13 protein-coding genes and 1 pseudogene are annotated in these 20,450 nt (G+C 31.5%); 7 read left to right on the forward strand and 7 right to left on the reverse strand.

Going from position 1 to position 20,450, the window contains the following annotated elements; translation table 11 throughout:
- Positions 1 to 265: 265 nt before the first annotated feature.
- On the forward strand, positions 266 to 874 hold the full coding sequence (locus tag N4A35_10335) for a superoxide dismutase (GenBank protein MCT4581805.1): 609 nt from the start codon (positions 266 to 268) through the stop codon (positions 872 to 874).
- 70 nt (positions 875 to 944) lie between these two features.
- Here the strand turns inward: N4A35_10335 and N4A35_10340 are convergent.
- Positions 945 to 1,615, reverse strand: a pseudogene (locus tag N4A35_10340) (DUF2461 domain-containing protein).
- Positions 1,616 to 1,861: 246 nt separating this feature from the next.
- A complete protein-coding gene (locus tag N4A35_10345; protein MCT4581806.1) occupies positions 1,862 to 4,261 on the reverse strand; it encodes a TonB-dependent receptor in 2,400 nt (799 codons plus the stop codon).
- Positions 4,262 to 4,364: 103 nt separating this feature from the next.
- Between N4A35_10345 and N4A35_10350 the strand changes: the two genes are divergently transcribed.
- Genes N4A35_10350 through N4A35_10375 form a run of 6 tightly spaced genes read left to right on the forward strand, consistent with a single transcriptional unit; the run spans position 4,365 to position 9,201 of the window.
- Positions 4,365 to 5,261, forward strand: a complete 897-nt coding sequence (locus tag N4A35_10350; protein ID MCT4581807.1) for a MerR family transcriptional regulator — start codon at positions 4,365 to 4,367, stop codon at positions 5,259 to 5,261.
- A gap of 10 nt (positions 5,262 to 5,271) precedes the next feature.
- Entirely contained in the window at positions 5,272 to 6,738 is a 1,467-nt protein-coding gene (crtI, locus tag N4A35_10355) for a phytoene desaturase family protein (protein MCT4581808.1), read from the forward strand.
- A gap of 4 nt (positions 6,739 to 6,742) precedes the next feature.
- Positions 6,743 to 7,582, forward strand: a complete 840-nt coding sequence (locus N4A35_10360) for a phytoene/squalene synthase family protein (GenBank protein ID MCT4581809.1) — start codon at positions 6,743 to 6,745, stop codon at positions 7,580 to 7,582.
- A 3-nt stretch (positions 7,583 to 7,585) separates the two neighbouring features.
- Positions 7,586 to 8,083 (forward strand): hypothetical protein, encoded by a 498-nt coding sequence (locus N4A35_10365; protein ID MCT4581810.1) that lies wholly within the window; start codon positions 7,586 to 7,588, stop codon positions 8,081 to 8,083.
- Entirely contained in the window at positions 8,074 to 8,526 is a 453-nt protein-coding gene (locus N4A35_10370; protein MCT4581811.1) for a sterol desaturase family protein, read from the forward strand. The genes N4A35_10365 and N4A35_10370 overlap by 10 nt, the downstream gene beginning before the upstream one ends.
- A complete protein-coding gene (locus N4A35_10375) occupies positions 8,527 to 9,201 on the forward strand; it encodes a lycopene cyclase domain-containing protein (GenBank protein MCT4581812.1) in 675 nt (224 codons plus the stop codon).
- A 33-nt stretch (positions 9,202 to 9,234) separates the two neighbouring features.
- Here N4A35_10375 and N4A35_10380 read toward each other — a convergent pair whose 3' ends face one another.
- The 5 genes from N4A35_10380 to N4A35_10400 form a co-directional block, all read right to left on the reverse strand.
- On the reverse strand, positions 9,235 to 11,253 hold the full coding sequence (locus N4A35_10380; protein ID MCT4581813.1) for a hypothetical protein: 2,019 nt from the start codon (positions 11,251 to 11,253) through the stop codon (positions 9,235 to 9,237).
- A 7-nt stretch (positions 11,254 to 11,260) separates the two neighbouring features.
- Entirely contained in the window at positions 11,261 to 12,910 is a 1,650-nt protein-coding gene (locus tag N4A35_10385; protein ID MCT4581814.1) for a T9SS type A sorting domain-containing protein, read from the reverse strand.
- A gap of 11 nt (positions 12,911 to 12,921) precedes the next feature.
- On the reverse strand, positions 12,922 to 16,101 hold the full coding sequence (locus N4A35_10390) for a T9SS type A sorting domain-containing protein (GenBank protein MCT4581815.1): 3,180 nt from the start codon (positions 16,099 to 16,101) through the stop codon (positions 12,922 to 12,924).
- A 10-nt stretch (positions 16,102 to 16,111) separates the two neighbouring features.
- A complete protein-coding gene (locus N4A35_10395) occupies positions 16,112 to 17,455 on the reverse strand; it encodes a S41 family peptidase (GenBank protein MCT4581816.1) in 1,344 nt (447 codons plus the stop codon).
- Positions 17,456 to 17,558: 103 nt separating this feature from the next.
- Positions 17,559 to 20,450 (reverse strand): histidine kinase, encoded by a 2,892-nt coding sequence (locus N4A35_10400; protein ID MCT4581817.1) that lies wholly within the window; start codon positions 20,448 to 20,450, stop codon positions 17,559 to 17,561.

The following is a 20,450-nucleotide window of genomic DNA, read 5'->3' on the forward strand; positions in this document are numbered from 1 at the left end:
TAAAACATAAGTTTTGTAAATGTACACATTTATTCAATAGCTTTACAAGTACTTTTTTATTAGCAGTAAATAGTATTGTTAAAATGAAAAAAATGAGGTTTTTTATAGAGCTTCTAGTGGTAAAAAGTATTGTAATGATTGTATTTCTATTGGATTATTGAATACTGATAACTTGATTGCTGTTTTACTTTTTTTAACAGCTTTTTTTCGATATATTTTTTATCTTTGAGGGAATAAAAATACGTTTAACACAAAAACAATAAAAATGGCTTTTGAATTACCAAAATTACCGTATGCATACGATGCATTAGAACCACATATTGATGCTAGAACTATGGAAATCCACCATACTAAACATCATAATGGATATACTACAAAATTAAATGGAGCTGTTGAAGGAACAGATTTAGAAGGAAAATCTATTGAAGATATTTTAACGAATTTAGATTTAACGAATGGAGCTGTTAGAAACAATGGAGGAGGATTTTATAACCACCGTTTATTTTGGGAAGTAATGTCTCCAAATGGAGGAGGAGAACCAACAGGAGAATTAGCAACAGCAATCAATGATGCTTTTGGTTCTTTTGAAGAGTTTAAAAATAAATTTTCTTCAGCAGCAGCGACTCAATTTGGATCTGGATGGGCTTGGTTATGTGTACACCCAGGAGGAAAATTAGAAGTTTGCTCAACTGCTAACCAAGATAATCCTTTAATGGCAGGAATTGGATGTGGAGGTTTCCCTATCTTAGGATTAGATGTTTGGGAGCACGCTTATTACTTAAACTATCAAAACAGAAGACCAGATTATATCAACGCATTTTTCAATGTTGTAAACTGGGAAAAAGTTTCTGCTTTATATGCTGATAACAAGTAATTAAAATACTTTTAAAAAGAAAAAGCCAGTGTGTAAACACTGGCTTTTTTTATGGATTGAATACTGTATATCAAATGATTAATTCCCCATTTAAATCAGTTGTTAGAATACTACTGAATAAATCGAAAAAGGACGTAAGGCTTGATAACTTTGATCTAATTCTTCAATAAAATTTTCAGATAAAACTTCTTTGTCTGTAAAGTTTCTAATAGCAATAAATCCTTTTTTACGCAATAAATCAACATCTGGATGCTGTTTATCAAATCCTCTAGGAGCAGATTTTAGTTCTTCTCCTTCAAATTTTCCTCCAAAGTAGTTGATAAATTTTTGCTCATTAAGTACAGCTCTAATCTCTGAAGCATCAATTTCTATCTCTTTTCTAATTCGCAATAAATCATCTTTATTAGGAGCCCAAAAGCCACCGGCCATAAAAGATTCTCCAGGTCTAATTCTGAGGTAGTATCCTCCTCGTAATTCTGCTCCTAATCGCGAAAAAGAACCCGCAAAATGAGGTTGATATGGAGTTTTATCTTTTGAGAAACGAACATCTCTATAAATTCGAAACAATTTGAACTTTTCTATTTTATCGTGTTTTTCTAAGTTGGCTTGAATAGCTCCATAGAAATTTTTAGCTTCATCTTGAGCAATTTTAAATTGTGGTTTATGTTCGTTAAACCATTCACGATTGTTATTCTTTTTTAAGTCTTTTAAGAATTGTAAGCTTGTTTTATTGAATTGCATAGGTTAATTTATTGATTCACTGAGTTGATCAATAGTTAAGTAAAAATAACAAATACAGTTTACTTCCTTTAATTTTAGAAAAAATTATTCTTTAGTTAGAAAACAGAAAATCAAGATAACTTTGCCATCTATTTTATCTTTAGATAACTTTTTTAGCGTAAAACCTTATGCTCGATACCGATTTCACTCATTTTAATCGTAAAATTTACTCGAATTGACAGGGTATAGAATAGTTAATTAAAATAATTAGAAATCTATCATCAGTCCTAAAGAAGGTAATATTGTTCCATTAGTATTGGCTATACGTTCGATATTGTATTGAGTAGGGTTATTAGCATTGATGACAGGAAATCCATTTGCATCTCGTTCAACATTAATAAAAGGTTGACCTTCTGTTTGAAAATTATATACATTTTGCATATCGAAGTAGATATTTAATGTCATTTTCTTTAAATAAATTTTCTTATCTATTCTAAAGTCTAAACCATGCGATAAAGGAGCTCTTTCAGTATTGATTTTGTTCCAATCTAAAACACCCTGTTGGGTAACATCCCAAACTGCAATTTGTGAGGAAAGTGCAACGTCGTAAGGTGTAAAAGGAGCACCACTTAGTAGTCTGAATTTAAAACCAATTTCCCAGTCCTTTTTAAAGCGCTTTCCTAACGTTAAATTTAAAATATGGCGGTTATCCCAAGCAGAAGGAATATAAACACCATTTTTATCTTCAAATTCACTTTTAGAAAATGTGTACGATAAAATTCCATAAATGGATTTATTTAGTTTTTGTTGAGCAGAAAACTCTAGTCCATAAGATCTACCCTCAGAAATAGAAGAGACAGCCTCATTTCCTATAACTCCAAAGTCACTTCCCAAATTAGCTAATGAAACGCTATCCTTTATAGAAAAAGGATAATCATAATAACGCTTATAAAAGCCTTCCAAAGTAATTTGAAGAAACTTATTAGGGTTATATTTTAATCCACTAATAAAATGGTTATTTGAGATATACTTTACATTTTTATTCTCTAATGTTCCTAAGCTATTTCTATAACCCAATATGGTATAGCTAGGTAATTGGTAGTATTTAGCTATATTTCCATTTAAACTCCATTTTTCATTGATGTTGTAGGCAATAGAAAGTCTTGGAGAAAGTTGCTCAAGAGGGTTATTCATTGTAGTTGAATAATCATTAAAATCTGTTCGAAGACCTCCAGATAACTGAACTCTATTTTTAAAAATAGCTTTAGAAATTTGTGAGAATAAGCTAAACTTACTCAATGTTAGTTTAGAGTCAAAATCTAAGGTAGTTGCGATACCATTTATTGCGACTTCATTGTAGGTGGAATTGGTGTATTTAGCAAATTCATAACCAAGCCCATAATTCAATTTCCAACCTTTTTTTTGATAGTTATTTTCAAAACGGAATTTATTTTCTATTTCTTGAGAATTATAGTCTAAAATTAGATTATTACTATTTTCAATGTTGTCTTTATACTTGATAGAGTTGTTGTTGAGCATATTTCTGCTTAAAACAAAAGTTTGGTAACTGTTTTCAGCAAAATGTGTCCAATTAGCACCAATGGTATAATTCCATTGCGTATTTACAGGTAAATAGCCTAATATATAGTCATTTCTTTTAATGTCTTCTTCATTAGAAATACCTTCATTAACAGAGCGATTTAAGCTAAAATCATCAATTGCTCCTAATCCCATAATAACCAATTTGTTTTTATCATTGAAATTAACAGTCTGTTTATATTGAAAATCGTTGTAAGTTGGTAGAAAAGGCAATTTAAGTGCTTTAAAAAGTAATTGTAAATAGGAACGTCTAACAGAAAGCAACAAGGTCGATTTTTTGTTGAGGTAACCGTTAAAAGTCAAACCGAAATCACTTGATCCAACAGTAACACTTCCCGTTCTTTTTTCATTATCTCCTTCGATTTGTTTTAATTCCATTACTGAGCTTAAGGCGTTTCCTCTGTTGGCAGGAAAAGCACCTGTGTAAAAATCAACACCCTGTATAAGGTTGACGTTGGTCATCCCTACAGGTCCTCCCGATGAACCTTGCGTGGCAAAGTGATTAATATTTGGAACCTCTATACCATCGATATAAAAACGATTTTCGTTAGGAGCTCCTCCTCGTATAATAATGTCATTTCTAAAGGAAGCAGATGACGCTACTCCTGGTAAAGTTTGAATCACTTTTGAAATATCTCTGTTTCCTCCAGGACTTCTCAAAATTTCAGTGGCATTAATTGATTTTACACTTACTGGTGATTCAACTTGTTTTTTAAATGCAGATGTTTGAACGGTAACCTCACCTAAAAGTTCACTATCCTCATTCATTTTGATGTTAACTACAGCTGGCTTTACATTGTCTACTTTAATTTCTTCAATGGTCACAGTTTGATATCCAACAAAAGAACAGGTGATATTATAAAATCCTGGGTCTAAATTTTCAATACGAAAATAACCCTCCATGTCTGTAGTCGCACCAGTTGTTGTTCCTTCAATAATTACGTTTGCAAAAGGTATTGCTTCATTATTAATTTCTTCTACAACCTTACCTTTTATAATTCCATTTTGAGCGTTTATATAGAAAAAATTGACAAGTAATAATATGATAAATGAGGTGATTTTATACATAATGTTTAATTTTTTAGACAAATTATTAAACAAAATTTGTTTTTTTATTTTTGTTTAATTAATTTCGATAAAGATTAAACAAAACTAGACTATTTATTTTAAAATGAAAAGTATAAAGACAAATTTTTCTATTAAGGACTTTGAAAATATTTCAGGGATTAAAGCGCATACCATAAGAATTTGGGAAAAGCGTTACACTCTTTTTTCACCTGATAGGCTAGATTCAAACTATAGAACTTATGGAGAAGATGACTTAAAGAAGCTATTAAACATTACTTTATTATACAATAATGGGTATAAGATTTCTAAGATTGCAAAATTGTCTCCTGAAGAGTTTGATTATGAGGTTCAAAAAAATATAGAAAGTTTGGGCTTTAAGACCAAAGGGATTGAGAACATGAAATTATCCATGTTTACTTTCGATCATCATTTGTTTAATCAGACTTATTATGAGTTAATAGAGGTCAGTTCTTTTGTAGACATTTTTCATTCTGTTTTTATACCGCTATTAGAAATCGTTGGATTATTATGGCAACAAGGGACAGCAAAGGTTGTTCATGAACATTTTATTTCAAATTTAATTCGACAAAAGATTTGTTTAAACATTGATAATCTAAAAGCGGTAAAAGAACCTAAAGGCTCTACAATTTACGCTTTATTTTTACCTACAAATGAAATCCACGAATTAGGATTGTTGTATGTTAATTATGAACTATTGTTGAGAGAAGAAAAAACGATTTATCTAGGACAAAGTGTTCCAGCTGAAGATTTAGAAGTCCTAACCGAAATTTATGATAAGGTGCATTATATTTCTTACTTCACTATAAATATTGAAGATATTAATTACGAAGATTATTTAATCAAATTGGGGAAAGCGTTGGATCCCAAAAATAAATTAAGCATAGTAAGTCCACATATAGAACTAAAAGAAATTACATCAGAAAAATTTCCAAATGTTGAGGTCTATAAAGGGCTATCTGATTTACTAGTTACATTATAAAAACGAATCAATGAAAAAATCGATTACCATAATAGGCGGAGGATTCTCTTCTTTAGCAGCATCTTGTTATTTGGCAAAGGCTGGATACAAAGTAACCTTGCTTGAAAAGAATGATCAAATAGGAGGAAGAGCTAGAAGATTAAGTAAAGATGGATTTACTTTTGATATAGGTCCTACTTGGTATTGGATGCCAGATGTTTTTGAACAATTTTTTGCAGATTTTGGAAAATCTCCATCCGATTATTATGAATTAGAAAAATTAAACCCCGCCTACAGAGTTTATTTTGGAAAGAATGATTTTATAGATATTCCTGATCACCCTGAAGCCATAAAAAAAGTATTTGAACGAGAAGAAGCAGGTAGTGGTAAGGTGTTAAATCAATTTCTTGAAAAAGCAGCATCTAATTATAAAATTGCGATTAATAAATTGGTGTATAAGCCTGGAGTTTCTCCCTTAGAGTTAGTTACAAAAGATACCATTACAAGACTTCCTCTTTTTTTAAAAAGCATTAGTCAGCAAATAAGGCGTCAATTTAAAAATAAAAAATTGCAGCAAATTATGGAGTTTCCAGTGCTCTTTTTGGGGGCAAAGCCAACAAATACTCCAGCTTTTTACAACTTTATGAATTTTGCAGATTTTGGTTTAGGGACCTGGCATCCTAAAAAAGGAATGTATGTCGTTATCGAGGCAATGGTTGAATTGGCAGAGAGTTTAGGTGTTAAGATTTTAACTAATCAAAATGTAGAGAAAATAGAAACAGTTTATGGTACAGCTGTAAACATTATTGTGAATGGAGAAAGACGACCTGTAGAAACTTTACTAAGTGGAGCAGATTATGCGCATACAGAATCACTGCTCGATATCAACAGTAGAAGTTATAGTTCAAAGAGTTGGGAAAAGAAAATTTTTGCTCCTTCGTCTCTTCTTTTTTATGTAGGTTTTGATAAAAAAGTAGAAAATGTAGAACACCATACCTTATTTTTTGATACGGATTTTGAACAACATGCTCAAACAATTTATGATGAACCTAGTTGGCCATCTGACCCAATGTTTTATGCTAGTTTTGCAAGTAAATCAGATGATTTTGTAGCCCCTAAAGGCAAAGAAGCAGCTACATTTTTAATTCCGATAGCTCCAGGGATAGAAGATACTCCAGAATTAAGAGAAAAGTATTTTAAAATTATTATTCAGCGGTTAGAAGAGCTTACAGGTCAGCAGTTGGAAGATAATGTTTTATTTAAGGAATCATTTTGTATCAATGATTTTATTAAAGATTATAATTCTTATAAAGGGAATGCTTATGGATTAGCGAATACGCTATTGCAAACAGCTTTTTTAAGACCTAAATTAAAAAGTAAAAAAGTAAAGAACTTGTTTTTTACCGGACAACTTACCGTACCAGGGCCAGGAGTACCACCTTCGCTAATCTCTGGTAAAGTCGTAGCAGAACAAATACAAAAACACATAAAATCATAAAGCCATGGAACAATTATTTCACGATTCTTCTTTTGCTTGTAGTAAATTAATTACAAGGACTTACAGTACTTCATTTTCTATTGCTGTTAAATTATTAGCTCCTTCTATTCGAGCCGATATTTATAATATTTACGGCTTTGTTCGTTATGCAGACGAAATAGTTGATTCTTTTCAAAACTATAATAAGGAAGTTTTATTAAACAGGTTTGAAGAAGAATATTATTTATCCTTAAAAGAAGGGATTAGTTTAAACCCAATCGTAAACGCTTTTATTAAAACAGTAAAAAAATATAACATTACTGATGATTTGGTCAGTGCTTTTTTAAAAAGCATGCGTTTAGATTTAACGAAAAGTAACTATACAACACAACAAGAATATGAAGAATATATCTACGGTTCTGCAGATGTTGTAGGGTTGATGTGCTTAAAGGTTTTTGTAGGGGGGAATGATAAGCTTTTTAATGAATTAAAAGATGCTGCAATGAGCTTAGGAACTGCTTTTCAAAAAGTGAATTTCCTGAGAGATATTAAAGATGATTATGAAGCCTTAAATCGTTCTTACTTTCCAAATGTCAATATTTCTGAATTAACGCCATCTGATAAAGCTACTATAGTAGAGGAAATAGAAAAAGATTTTGCTAAGGCTTATAAAGGGATCATTAAATTACCTGTTGAAGCAAGATTGGGAGTATATACTGCTTATATCTATTATCGAAAATTATTACACAAAATAGGGAAAGTTTCTTCAGATGAAATCTTGAACACAAGAATACGAGTTTCTAATCCTAAAAAGATGAGTTTAATAGCAAAATCGTATCTTGTTTACAAATTTAACTTGTTATAAGTAATGCAACGATTTATTTTCATTTTAGCAGTATTGAATATGCTCAATAGTTTTGCTCAAGATTCAACAATGAAAGAGTTAAGAAGTTTGTTTTATAAGGCAACATTAAAAGAATCATATATTCAAAAAGTTAATGTATATATGAGCGAAGCAGAAGAGAGAGATGCTTTTGATTCTTATCGTTCGATGTTGTTATTTATGAAAGCTAAATACGCTATTAATCCGTATACTAAACTGAGTCATTTTAAAAAAGGTAGAAAAAAAATGGAAGCCGCTGTAAAATTGTATCCTGATGACATTGAAACCCATTTTTTGCGGTTGGCCATACAAACAAAATTACCCTCATTTTTAGGATATAATGAAGCAAAAGAAACAGATAAAGCCTTTATTATCCAACATTTCAAAGAAATCACAGATAAAGATTTAAAAGCAAGAATTTTATTATTCTTTAAAGAAAATGAATTACTAAACCAACAAGAATATCAACAACTATGGTCTTAAATATTTTTATAACGATTCTTACATTTTCAATAATGGAATTTGTAGCATGGTTTACACACAAATACATAATGCATGGTTTTTTATGGGTCTTACACAAAGACCACCACAAGAAAGATCATAATTCTGTTTTTGAGCGAAATGATGCTTTCTTTCTTATTTTTGCAATACCAAGTATGTATTTATTTTATATTGGTGTCAAAGACTTTTCTCAAGTTTATTTTTGGATAGGCTTAGGGATTTTATTGTACGGAATGGCCTATTTTTTCGTCCACGATATTTTTATTCACCAACGTTTTAAATGGTTAAGAAATACAAAATCTACCTATCTTTTGGGACTAAGAAGAGGCCATAAAATACATCATAAACATCTTGGTAAAGAAGAGGGAGAATGCTTTGGGATGCTCCAAGTACCTTTTAAATATTTTAAACAAGCTAGAAAATAAATGGAGTATACATATTTATTGTTGAATTTGGGGAGTTTATCTGTTCCATTTTTGTTTTCTTTTCATCCTAAATTATTGTTCTATAAAGAGTGGAAACGCTTTTTTCCAGCGCTTTTATTCGTTGCTTTTATTTTTATTGTGTGGGATATTTATTTCACTTCAATAGGAGTATGGGGGTTTAATAAGGAGTATTTAATAGGAGTATCTATCTTTAATCTGCCGTTAGAAGAAGTTTTGTTCTTTATTTGTATTCCTTATGCCTCTATTTTTATCTATCACTGTTTTAAAATTTTTTTTAAAATCAGTTACCCAGAGTTAAATAGAAAAATTACGATAGGTTTAATTGCTTTATTAACGATGGTCTTAATTTTTAATTTTGGAAAGCTATATACTACAGTAACATTTACACTAACGATTTTATTATTGTTGTATACCTTTTGGAAAAACCCTAAATGGTTAACAGTCTTTTATCTCTCATTTATTGTTGTGTTAATTCCTTTCTTTTTAGTCAATGGAGCATTGACAGGAATGTTTTTTGAAACACCAGTAGTTTGGTATAATGATGCTGAAAACCTAGGAATTAGAATGATTAGTATTCCTGTCGAAGATAGTGTTTATGCTTTATTGATGTTATTGCCTACAGCTTTTTTATTCGAAAAAAAAGCAGCTAATTAGCTGCTTTTATAGGAAAATATTAGTTTATAAAAACTATTTTAGGTTTTCATGAGGAATTGCCTTTGTGATATTTTTGATGTTTGCTTTCATGATTGCAAAAGGAGTCATGATGTAGAGTTGTTCACCATCTAATATAAAATCAAAAGCGGTATGATTATCAAAGAAGTAATATGAAGTATTCCATAGTTCTTCTTCATCAATTGTTTTAAAATGAACTCCTGGAGCATCAGAAGTACTTACACCATGTCTAACTACCCAACTATCGTAAGTATTGTTCCAATATCTTCCAGCACTTCTGTTGTGGGTATAATTAAAATCTAAGCCATTATCCCCTGTTTCTTGTCCTTCATATTGATGTCGGAATACGCTACCTCTTTCATTGATTTCATACCCATAGTCATAAATTTCGTGAACCATTGGTAACCCAAAATGATAGACTCCTTGAAGTTGAAAGTTATTGTCGTAATGATAAATAGCATTGGTTAATCGAATTTCAGCATCTTCAAGTGTCTTCCCAAAAATAAGGTATTCACCATTTTCTTGAGGATATACCTTAGCATCGTGAATACTGCCAAAATGTCGATTTTCATTAAGTGTTTTTATTGTTGAGAATACTTCTTCGTAAGAATTTGGTGTTGGATCTAATTCAAATAATGTCGCTCTACCATCCGAACCAAATAAAAAACGAGGAGTTCCCATAATTACTTTAAGTTTATTGTCCTTTGTTTGATGAGCATTGTATATCAAATCTCCATATTCTTTTTTCCAGATGATTGTTTTATTGTGGTCTGTACACATCTCAACATTTCCTTTTACAATGTTGCTTCCTATGTGTTTATTGGATTCTACACTATTATAAGCCAAAATGAAATCCCCTTTCTCTTCATCAACAATAAATAAATGGACTCTATCTGGATGAGAAACTAATTTATTAACATACCCTGTACCATCATAAGGATCGACGAGTTTTTCGATTAGCCTAGGCTCAGAGAACCCATTCGTTTCAGGATGATAAAGCTGAATGTAAATTCCTGCTCCTGAAGCAGAATAGTTGGGGTCAACTAAGGAGATAAAAGTATAAAGATAAAGCCTTGAATTGGAAACTTCTTTGACATCTAAGAAAAATTTATCTCTTGTTTTATTCTCATTTTGAATATGTCCTATTTCATTCATCTCATGATCATAAATGATAATCATATCAATACCACATAAAACATAACCAGTTGGTGTTTTTCTTAATGAATTAATACTAGCTCCACTATGTTGCGTAGCATAACCTGTTAAGGCATTAGCATAAGTAGGTTTTGCAGCATATTTTGCCTCAAAAGCAGTTTCCTTTGTAGAGCTTTGTAAAACCTTAGAATCAGCAGCATGTACATGAACTTTAAATCCATAATTTTTTACAGTTCCAGTTTCTTTATCGATATCATCTGTTGTATAATTAGTAGCCCTTAAAAAATAATCATCAGACTTTAGAATCGCCATATTTTTAAAAGCACCTGCATGATATTGAATGGTATCTAGCTTTCTGAAAGTATAAACTTTTTTAGGATCAGCTTCAGCTTTTTCAACAGGACCGTTTGACCAATAATTATGGATAGTATAATCGTTTTGACTACTCTTCGAAAAACTATTGGTAATGGTTCCCACGACATCAATCTTATGAATAGCCAGCCAGTCTGAATCCTCTGGTCGCTTCACTTTTATAATTGTTTGTCCATCTATCAAATTTTCAATAGATTCAAATTTATGTGCGCCATGTTCTACTTCTTTTGCTCCTTCAATAACAATGTTATAACCAGAATTAAACGTTTGTCCGTTTTTTTCTAAAGTTGTTGATGCTATTTGTGTTCCATCTTCCAACACTGTTTCAATAAGAATGACGAATAACTCTCCCGATTCTTTTTTCTTTTGATTCGTTTTTATGGTCACACTTTTTATCTCTTTTCCTATAACTGATCCTCCCATAATTGCTTGACCGAATAGGTTATAGGATAAGAGCATTATGGCGATGAGAAGAAAGCCATTATTTTTATATTGTTGATACCACATGGTTTGGTTAACTTTTTATAAAACGAATATTAGTCACGTTTTCATCAGAAATTACCTGAAGAATATAGGTTCCTTGTTTTAAGTCTGAAACAGCTATACTTTTAATTGATTGCTGTTGCGTAGTTTTAATTAATTTACCTGATAAATCCACAATATTTAACGCTTTTATTGAAGTTTGATCTGTATCAATAAATAGCTCATTTTGAACAGGATTTGGATAAATAGTAAGCGTTGATAAAGCACTTTCTTTGATTGCTACACCTTGGTTGGTTATTGTAATGGTAGTGCTTCCAGTAATACCTGAACCATCGTTAGCAGTTGCAATTACATCTACTGTTCCATTCCCCACAGCGGTTAATAATCCATTGGCATCAATGTTTGCACTACCAGTACCATTCATTACGCTCCAAGTATAGGTCCCGTCAGTAGCGTTTGTTGGCAATACGCTAGCTTCCATTTGTAATGTTCCTCCAGCAGTAGTGATTGTTGTAGCTCCATTTTGCCCTTGTACAGCAATTGATGTTACCAAAACGGCATTACAGTTTAAACTAAAACTAGCTGAAGCGTCTATGTTTGTCCAGTTGTTTGTTGAATAATTTACATCATCTACTTGAATACAAGTTAAATTAGGGTTAGAACTTGCATTAAAGTTATTTCCAGTCTGATTACTGTTATTTCCATTAGCTATATTTAAATAGTGGAGATCGTTACTACTACACTGTAAAGAAACAAAACTCGTTAAGTTGGATAAATCAAGGGTATCAATAGCGTTGCTAATGCAGCCTAATACAGTTAAAGCTGTATTATTACTTAAATCTAATTTTGTCAATTGATTATAATTGCAATTTAAAATTTGCAATGCTGTATTTTGACTCAAATCAATAGAAGTTAATTGATTTCCTGCACAACTTAAAGTGGTAATATTCACAAATGCTTCGATACCAGTAAAATCAGAAATATTATTCATTGCACAGTTGATAACTCCTGTAAAAGCAGTAGCTTCTGTACATTCTATTTCAGTATTCCCATTAGTATTAATTGAAGAGTTATTGACTAAATAGTTTTTAAAATTAACATCTGGGACGTGTACTGTACAAAGATTAGCACAGTTATCACTCCAATTGGCTGTTGCATCTTTTACCCAATTGGTATTGGTAGTAGGATCAAAACCGTTATCGTGTTGTATACAAGTAAGGTTAGCGTTATCTTGTCCTCTCATAAAACTCATATTACTATTATTACCATTAGCAACATTTAAAGAGCTCAATTGATTATCGTTAGTAAAAAGTTGTGTTAATACAGTATTTGATGAGACATCTAGACTGGTTAGTTGGTTGTTTCTACAGCTAAGAATCGTTAATGCAGTATTTGAAGAAACATCAAGACTGGTTAATTGATTGCCATTGCAATACAATTCTACTATAGAAGTAAATGCTTCTATTCCAGTAAGGTTAGATATACCTTGAAAAGGAACCGTAATTGCACCAGTATAAGCATTGGCTTCACTTACTTGAATTTCTGTATCACCATTGGTGTTGATGGCTGAGTTTCCAACCAAGTATGCCTTAAAATTAGCATCTGAAATGTTTACATTTTGTGCATTTATTACTGCTCCTATTGTCATGATAGTGAACAGTGATGTTATTATTTTTTTCATAGAGAGTTAATTTATTGTTTAATGAATTGAATGGTAGAAATGCCTTGTTCTGTTTCTACTTTTAGAAAGTATACTCCTTGTTTTAAAGTCGATACCTCGATGTTTTTAATGTTTTGGTGTTGAATAGACTGAATTATCTTACCCGATAAGTCCATAAGTTGTAAGCGTGTTATCGGTAGTTGTTGGCTATCAATAAACAATAGGTCTACGACTGGATTAGGATAAACGGTAACAGCAGATAAAGTACTTTCTTTGATACCTACACCTTGGTTGGTTATTGTAATGGTAGCACTTCCTGTAACGCCAGAACCATCGTTAGCAGTTGCTATTACATCTACTGTGCCGTTTCCTATAGCTGTTAATAATCCATTGGCATCAATAGTTGCATTACCAGTACCATTCGTTACGCTCCAAGTATAAGTTCCGTCAGTAGCATTTATAGGTAGTACATTGGCAATCATTTGTAAAGTTCCTCCATTGACGTTTATTGCTGTTGCGCCCCCTTGTCCTTGTACAGTAATAGATGTTACCATTACGGAAGGGTTACAGTTATCACTCCAATTGGCGGCTAGGTCTTTTAGCCAGTAACTATTTGTAGTTGGATCAAATCCCGCATCATGTTGTATACAAGTTAATGAAGGGTTATACTGTGCATACATATCACTTATACTACCATTATTTCCGTTGGCTACATTTAAAGAGGTTAATGAATTACTACTACAAAATAGCCAAGTTAACACAGGATTTTGGCTAATATCCATTACCGTGATATTATTATCACTACACCATAGTATATCTAAATTTGAATTTTGACTAACATCTAATGCAGATAACAAATTATCTTGACATCGAAGTGTTGTTAATGCTATATTTTGAGAAACATCTAAACTAGTAATAGTATTCCCTCCACACCATAAGACTTCTATATCTGTATTTTGAGTAAGGTCTAAATTAGAAAGCGAATTATCATGACAATAAACATCAATTAAAGCAATGTTTTGAGTAATATTTAGACTATTTAAATTAGTATTAAAACAGTTCAATGTTTCTAAAGCAGTATTTTGACTAATATCTAAACTGTTGAGCGTATTATTTTGACAAAAAAGAGCTGTTATATTGACAAAAGCTTCAATTCCTGTAAGATCTGTAATATTTAGATTAGAGCAATCGATGGTTCCTGTAAAAGCACTTGCTTCACTACAATCTATTTCAGTATTTCCATTGGTGTTTATCGATGAGTTTCCAACTAAATAGGCTTTAAAATTAGCATCAGGAATATTTACATAGCAAAGTGGTGTACAAGAATTGCTATAGCTTGCTCCAGCATCTATTTGCCAATAAGTTGTTGTTGGTGTAAATCCATTATCGATTTGAACGCAAGTTAAATTGCTGTTGTTTAAGGCATCTAAAGCTAAGCTAGTAATGCTCCCCATGTTGGCATTATTTCCATTAGCAACATTCAGGTACTCTAAATTATTATTATTACAATTTAAGCTGACTAAATTTGAATTAGTTGATACATCTAAGCTGTTCAAGTTACAGTTTTGAACAGTAATAGCTGTAAGTTGTGAATTTTGAGAAAAATCTATGGTTTTAATTAATCCTGTACCCCCAATAGAAGTACTACCAGAGCAATAAAAATCTTGTAAAGCAACATTAGCTGTTAAATCTATACCAGTAAGCGTAGGCATATCTCCTAAATCTAGCGTATTAAGGTTGGTTGCACCTGAAAGATCTAATGTTGTGTAGTTATTGCTACCAGCGTATAAACTTTCTAAAGCAGTATTCGTTCCAATAATTAAATTAGAGATGTTGTTGACATTACAACTGATGGTTTCTAAATTGTTATTGGCACTTAAATCTAAACTAGTAAGTTGATTGCCTTGGATTTGTAAGGCTGTAGCATTGATGAAAGCTTCAAGACCTGTTGCATCACTAATGTTTAAACTACCCAAGTTTAATGCACCAGTATACGCACTAGCTTCAGAACACTCTAAGAAGAAATTGTTGTTGGTATTTATAGTGTTATCATTGAGTAAAGTTTGTTTTAAGATCGCATCTGGAACAGAGACTTCACATACATAGGCTTTTACATTAGCTCTTAAACTATTTCCCTCCATATAATTAACATAGGGAACACCATCGTCTACAACGATATTTTGAAAAGCCGAGTTAGCGGTTGAGAAATTTGGAGTGCCGACAGTTACCCAACTTGTCCCATCAAATTTCATAACGGTACTTTGTCCTCCTGATCCATAATCAGAGTTATTGCTATAAGCTACATAAAGAGTACCTGTATTATCGATTGTAATGGACTGATATTCTGCTTTATGAGATGAAAAACCTGCTGTTCCAACATCTACCCAACTGGTTCCATTAAATTGTCTAACAGTAGTTTTTTTCCCATTTCCCCAATCTCTATAGGCAACGTAAGGCGTACCATTATGTACAGCAATACTCTGATGATCTGCATTAGCAACTGATGCTGCTGCTGCACCAACGTTTACCCAGCTTGTGCCATTAAATGTAAAAACGGTTGTAGCATCAGAAATATAAGCATTTAAACAAGTTACATAAGGTGTATTATTATCCATTGCCAAGCTAACGCCTGTAGCACCTCTTACGCCCGAAATTACTCCAGAACCTACATTTTGCCAAGCTACACCATCAAACTTCATAACTTTTAATTGATAAGGGGCACTAGAACTAGAACCTTTATATCTAAAAGCAACATAAGGGAAACCGTTATTGTCTAATTTAATATCAGGATGCTCTCCTAATGCACCACCAGAAAACCCTGCTGAACCTACTGAGTTCCAAACGTTGTTAAAAGCATCGTATCTCATAACAGTTATCTTATTGTTGCTCCAATCTCTATAAGCAACATAAATATCTCCAGCATTAGAAATAGTCATGTCTACATCGCTAACACGTGCAGCCGAGAAACCAGGATTTCCTAAAATTTCCCAATTTGTACCATTATATTTTCTTACGGTAGCTCTAAATATAGTCCCTGATGTATTTTGTTCTGCGTAAGCGACGTACGGAACTCCATTGTGTATTTCCATACTTGGAGAAAGCGCTTGTCCATTAGAAAAAGGACCAGCTAAATCTAACCATTGCTGCGCGTTAACACTAAGGCTCGAATAATAAAAGAAAAGAGCCAAAAAAGAAATCATTGTATTTTTCATATTTTTATCTTTATTGCTGTTTTAAAAATTGAATTGCATAGTCAATAGCATTGAATTCAACGCTATAATCGGGATGAACAACATCTATTGTCTCCGGATCACCGTCTGCGCCGATATCGTATGCAACACTGATCATTAAGTATAAGTTTGATGTTGGTAGATGAATAGGAATGGACTCGCCAAAATCATTTGTTTCTTCTCCTGTTGGCAAACCAATAATTGGCATAATGTGATAGGTAGATACAGCGTCTGCTAAAAAATTGGCACTTGAAAAGGTGCTAGGACCAATGAGCAAACAACTTTTTCCTTTAAAGTAATTTTTAGGTTTTTTAGTCTTTTTTGGTGGGTAAATATCCTCTTTGAGAATAGATCCATCGGCTTGTTTACAAATCAAATTAACCGATCGTTTTCCAAAAGTTTCCATGTATGGTTTAGTCTGTAAAACCGCTTTTAATTGTGGGCTTATTTTCCAATGTCTTGTGCTAGATTGTCTATATTTTCCTCGGTGTACATAATTAATTAGGAGATCATTTAGAGAGGAATTTCCACCTGTATTATTTCTGATGTCAATGATTAGTCGATCAATGTTTTTTTGCCTTATTGTAGCAAAGGTCTCTTTTAAGAAAACCTTAAATTGTTGTAAATCTTCACAGCTGTTATAATAAATAATTCCTGTGTTGTTTTTCAAAATATCAAAAGTATAATTGTTGGTTTGTTGAGCAAACCTCGAAAAGAGTGTTGAAAGGGTTGTGTTTTGCTGACTTGTTTCTTGAGTTCCATTGTTATAGGAAATAGTATATGGAGCTTTTATCCCTTTTAAATAGAGAAAAGCAGAAAAAAATGTTTTTTCCAGAAAGCGTTTTTTAAACGTATAATTTCCTCCATAACATTCCATTGCTTCTTTAACTAAAGTAGAAGCATCGTATCCATTAATTTTTGTAACAATTTGATCCTTTTCTGTATGAAGTTGGTAGGATTGATCAATAGTAAAAAGTTCACCTAAAAACTGCGGGGAAGTATTTTGTGTTTCATTAATGATATTCCACCATTCTATAGAGGTATGGGCATCATTTAGTGGGGCTACAGCCTGCATGGCATAGATTACAAAATTTCCCAAGTCTATCTCTTTTCCATGGGTTTCTATTTTCTGTTTGATGTGGGCTATTTTCTGAAGATAATCAGTTTCTTTTATATGCAAAAAAGGATTAAAGTGTGTGGTTTTTAGATGTTGGTGAATAACGTCAATTTCATCAAGGGCATTTTCAACAGTTATTGAGTTGGATGTTTGTGCATTTATAGCAATAAAAAATAATTGAATAAACAACAATGCTGTAAGAATTCTTTTTGCTAACATGGGCTAAAATTTATAACGTTAGCAATGATAAAGTATAATAATTACAAGATTACAAATGCATTTGTGAATGACATTTTGAGTTTATGAGTTGTAAATTATAGAGCTAATATTTGTTTTTGAAAGGAATAAATAATTTGATTTTAGTTCCTGTTGGATTTTCTAAATCAAAGACCTCAAACCCTATTTCTTTACCATACGAACGGCTTAAAATATTTAACCTTTTTTTAATGGCTTCTAGTGCAAAGGATTCATGTTTATTACCTTGTCTTTCTTGAATTTTTTGAGCAGCTTTTCTTCCAATTCCATTATCAATAATAGTACATACTAATTGATGGGTTAATTCGAAATGAATGGATAACTTTTTATCACCAGATTTATGTAATAGTCCATGTTTTAGCGCATTTTCTATAAAAGGTTGTACAATTAGAGAAGGGACTAGGATGCTTTTTTCTCCATTATAAGTAATGGTATAGCTAAAGCTATCTTCAAACCTTAGCTTCTCTAGTTGAAGATAAATATCAATGAATTTTAATTCAGAAGTTATAGGAATAAAGTCTTTATTAGAATAATTGAGCGTATTTCTTACTAATTCGGAAAATAAAACAATGTAATCATATGATGCGTCTGTTTCTTCCCTTAAAATTAAATCTTGTATAGAGTTTAGAGCATTAAAGATAAAGTGAGGATTCATTTGAGACCTAAGTGCCTTTAATTCCGAATCTAATAAATTGGTTTTTAAGGTTTGTTTCTCAATTAACTCATTATTTTTTTTTCTAATGTTTTTAATTCTAATTCTAAAAATGAAAAAGGAAGTGATGAAAATGAATAAGATAAGCGTTATATAAAACCACCATTTTTGCCAGTAAGGTGGAGAAATGGTGAAAGAGTAGGTAGATAGAGCACTTTTTTTGTCTCCATATTGAGCGAAGACTTCGAACGTATATTTTCCAGGAGGTAAAGACTTATATTCAATTTTTTGATATTGCGTATAAAGTGTATTCCACTTTTCTTCAAAGCCTTTAATTCTATACTTAGTTAGCGCTCTACGATTATATTTAATATTTTTTATTGAGGTATAAAAAGCAAAATGATTCTGTTGATAATCAAAAAATTGAGTTTTGAATTGGTTTATTTTTGTTTCGTAAAGGGTGATAGAGTCAATAAAAATACGAAGATTATTTTCTGATTCTTCAAGACTTTCGATAGGAGTAGATAGTATCCTTGTTTTATCTGTTAAGATCCAAAGTTTATCATCGCTTAACTCAAAATCATTAATAATCCCTATAATTCCTTCTGCAATACCAAAAGTTTTAATCGTTTTAGTAGGTAAATCAATTGTTTGGATATAGGTCCCATCTGTTAAGAAGAGGAGGTTGTTTTTTATAATTATTTTTGAAATGTTATTGCTAATCAAACCATTTTTTGTGCTGTATTGTAGAACAGGGATATGGTCTTTATAACCTATAATTCCATTTGCTTTTGTAGCACACCATAATATACCATCGTGATATATTATATCATTACAGAATAGACTTTTTTCCTGAAATAAGATTTCTTGTTTGGAAATGTTTTTATACAAATCGATTTTGAAGAGAGAAGAGGTTGTAGCTACGTAAATATGATTATTCAATGTGTCTGAACAACAAGAAAGACATCGATCATCGAGCTTTTTGTAAAAGAAATAGTTGGAAGAACATTTGGGGTAATTTTCCCAGTTGTAAAGGGAATTCGGTTGAAATTCACCTTTTATTACTAAACCTTCGCTTGTTGCAAAGAGTAGGGCACTTCCGTTAAGTTGACAAACATCTTTTACATATCTTAATGTGAGGCAATCGTCTGATTTTCTTTTTTTCTCATAATATAATTCATGAAAATTGCTACTAATCCCAACATTGTTGTTAGGCATACAAAACACTTTTTCAAAACTATAATTAACAGATTGATCCAGGATAGATACGGAGTCTTTATAGTGATAGACTCCAATTTTTAATTTACTAAAAAAAACATTGTTCTTCTGATCAACAGCAATATTTTTTATTTTTTGTGAAGAGACATCTTTTACATTTACTTTAACATTGTAATTAGGAATTACAATTATTCCTTGTCCAAAAGTACCTAAGTAGATGCAGTTAGGGCTTTGATGTATTGCTGAGATAAAAGTATGTTGAAAGATGTGTTCTTTCTCATAGATCGTATCATTATAAATATCTAAAACCTTAATTCCTTGCTTGTTATCTAAAACCCATACCCCTTTATTATTGATTTGAAAATACCGATCTGTAAGTGTGGGAATTATATTGTTAAATAAGGCTTTATTATTAAAAAATTCATATTCTTGTGTATTTTTATTCACAAATATTTTATCCCCTTCTAAACAAAAAAGCTGAATATTTTCCTTTACTTTTTTTGCTTCCGAAACCGCTCCATTTTTGATAAAAAAGATGGAGTCACTATTTCTGTATTGAAAGATAAGCTCATTATTGCAAAGTTTTGTTAATACTGAATGATGATTGCCACGATCATTAGACTTTTTAATTAAAGTAATAGAATCCGAGGTAACTTTATAACAATCTTTAGATGAAAGAATTAAGTGGTCTTGGTTATCAAATTCCATAAAAGTATTTAAAGAAATTGACTCCTTTGGTAACTGTGCATAAAGAACCATTTGTTTATCTTTAACCAAATAAACTTGTCCGTTTAAATTAGAACAAAAAATAGTACCTTTTTTATTTTCCCTTAAATTAAAAAGAGAAGTTTTAATTTGTCCTTTAGGTGGATTTATATAGGTAAAACTATTGTTTTCATATTTAAATAACCCAATGTCTGTCGTTATATAAACTTGTTCGGTTTTCGTTTCTAAAATTGAATAAATTTCAGCATTAGCAAGCTCCTCTTCGCCAATGGTAAAATAAGAGGGATTTTGGCTATACCCCATATTGTAGATGATTACAAAACAAGAGGTGAGCAAGAAAAGATATTTATTGATACAATTCAT

Source organism: Flavobacteriales bacterium (assembly GCA_025210295.1).
Classification (GTDB): Bacteria; Bacteroidota; Bacteroidia; order Flavobacteriales_D; family Parvicellaceae; genus S010-51.

Bases quoted from the DNA above. Each gene is read 5' to 3' on its own strand.
- N4A35_10385 (MCT4581814.1), bottom strand. From the start codon at position 12,910: ATGAAAAAAATAATAACATCACTGTTCACTATCATGACAATAGGAGCA.
- N4A35_10335 (MCT4581805.1), top strand. From the start codon at position 266: ATGGCTTTTGAATTACCAAAATTACCGTATGCATACGATGCATTAGAA.
- crtI (MCT4581808.1), top strand. From the start codon at position 5,272: ATGAAAAAATCGATTACCATAATAGGCGGAGGATTCTCTTCTTTAGCA.
- N4A35_10350 (MCT4581807.1), top strand. From the start codon at position 4,365: ATGAAAAGTATAAAGACAAATTTTTCTATTAAGGACTTTGAAAATATT.
- N4A35_10345 (MCT4581806.1), bottom strand. From the start codon at position 4,261: ATGTATAAAATCACCTCATTTATCATATTATTACTTGTCAATTTTTTC.
- N4A35_10360 (MCT4581809.1), top strand. From the start codon at position 6,743: ATGGAACAATTATTTCACGATTCTTCTTTTGCTTGTAGTAAATTAATT.
- N4A35_10370 (MCT4581811.1), top strand. From the start codon at position 8,074: ATGGTCTTAAATATTTTTATAACGATTCTTACATTTTCAATAATGGAA.
- N4A35_10375 (MCT4581812.1), top strand. From the start codon at position 8,527: ATGGAGTATACATATTTATTGTTGAATTTGGGGAGTTTATCTGTTCCA.
- N4A35_10380 (MCT4581813.1), bottom strand. From the start codon at position 11,253: ATGTGGTATCAACAATATAAAAATAATGGCTTTCTTCTCATCGCCATA.
- N4A35_10395 (MCT4581816.1), bottom strand. From the start codon at position 17,455: ATGTTAGCAAAAAGAATTCTTACAGCATTGTTGTTTATTCAATTATTT.
- N4A35_10390 (MCT4581815.1), bottom strand. From the start codon at position 16,101: ATGAAAAATACAATGATTTCTTTTTTGGCTCTTTTCTTTTATTATTCG.
- N4A35_10365 (MCT4581810.1), top strand. From the start codon at position 7,586: ATGCAACGATTTATTTTCATTTTAGCAGTATTGAATATGCTCAATAGT.
- N4A35_10400 (MCT4581817.1), bottom strand. From the start codon at position 20,450: ATGAATTGTATCAATAAATATCTTTTCTTGCTCACCTCTTGTTTTGTA.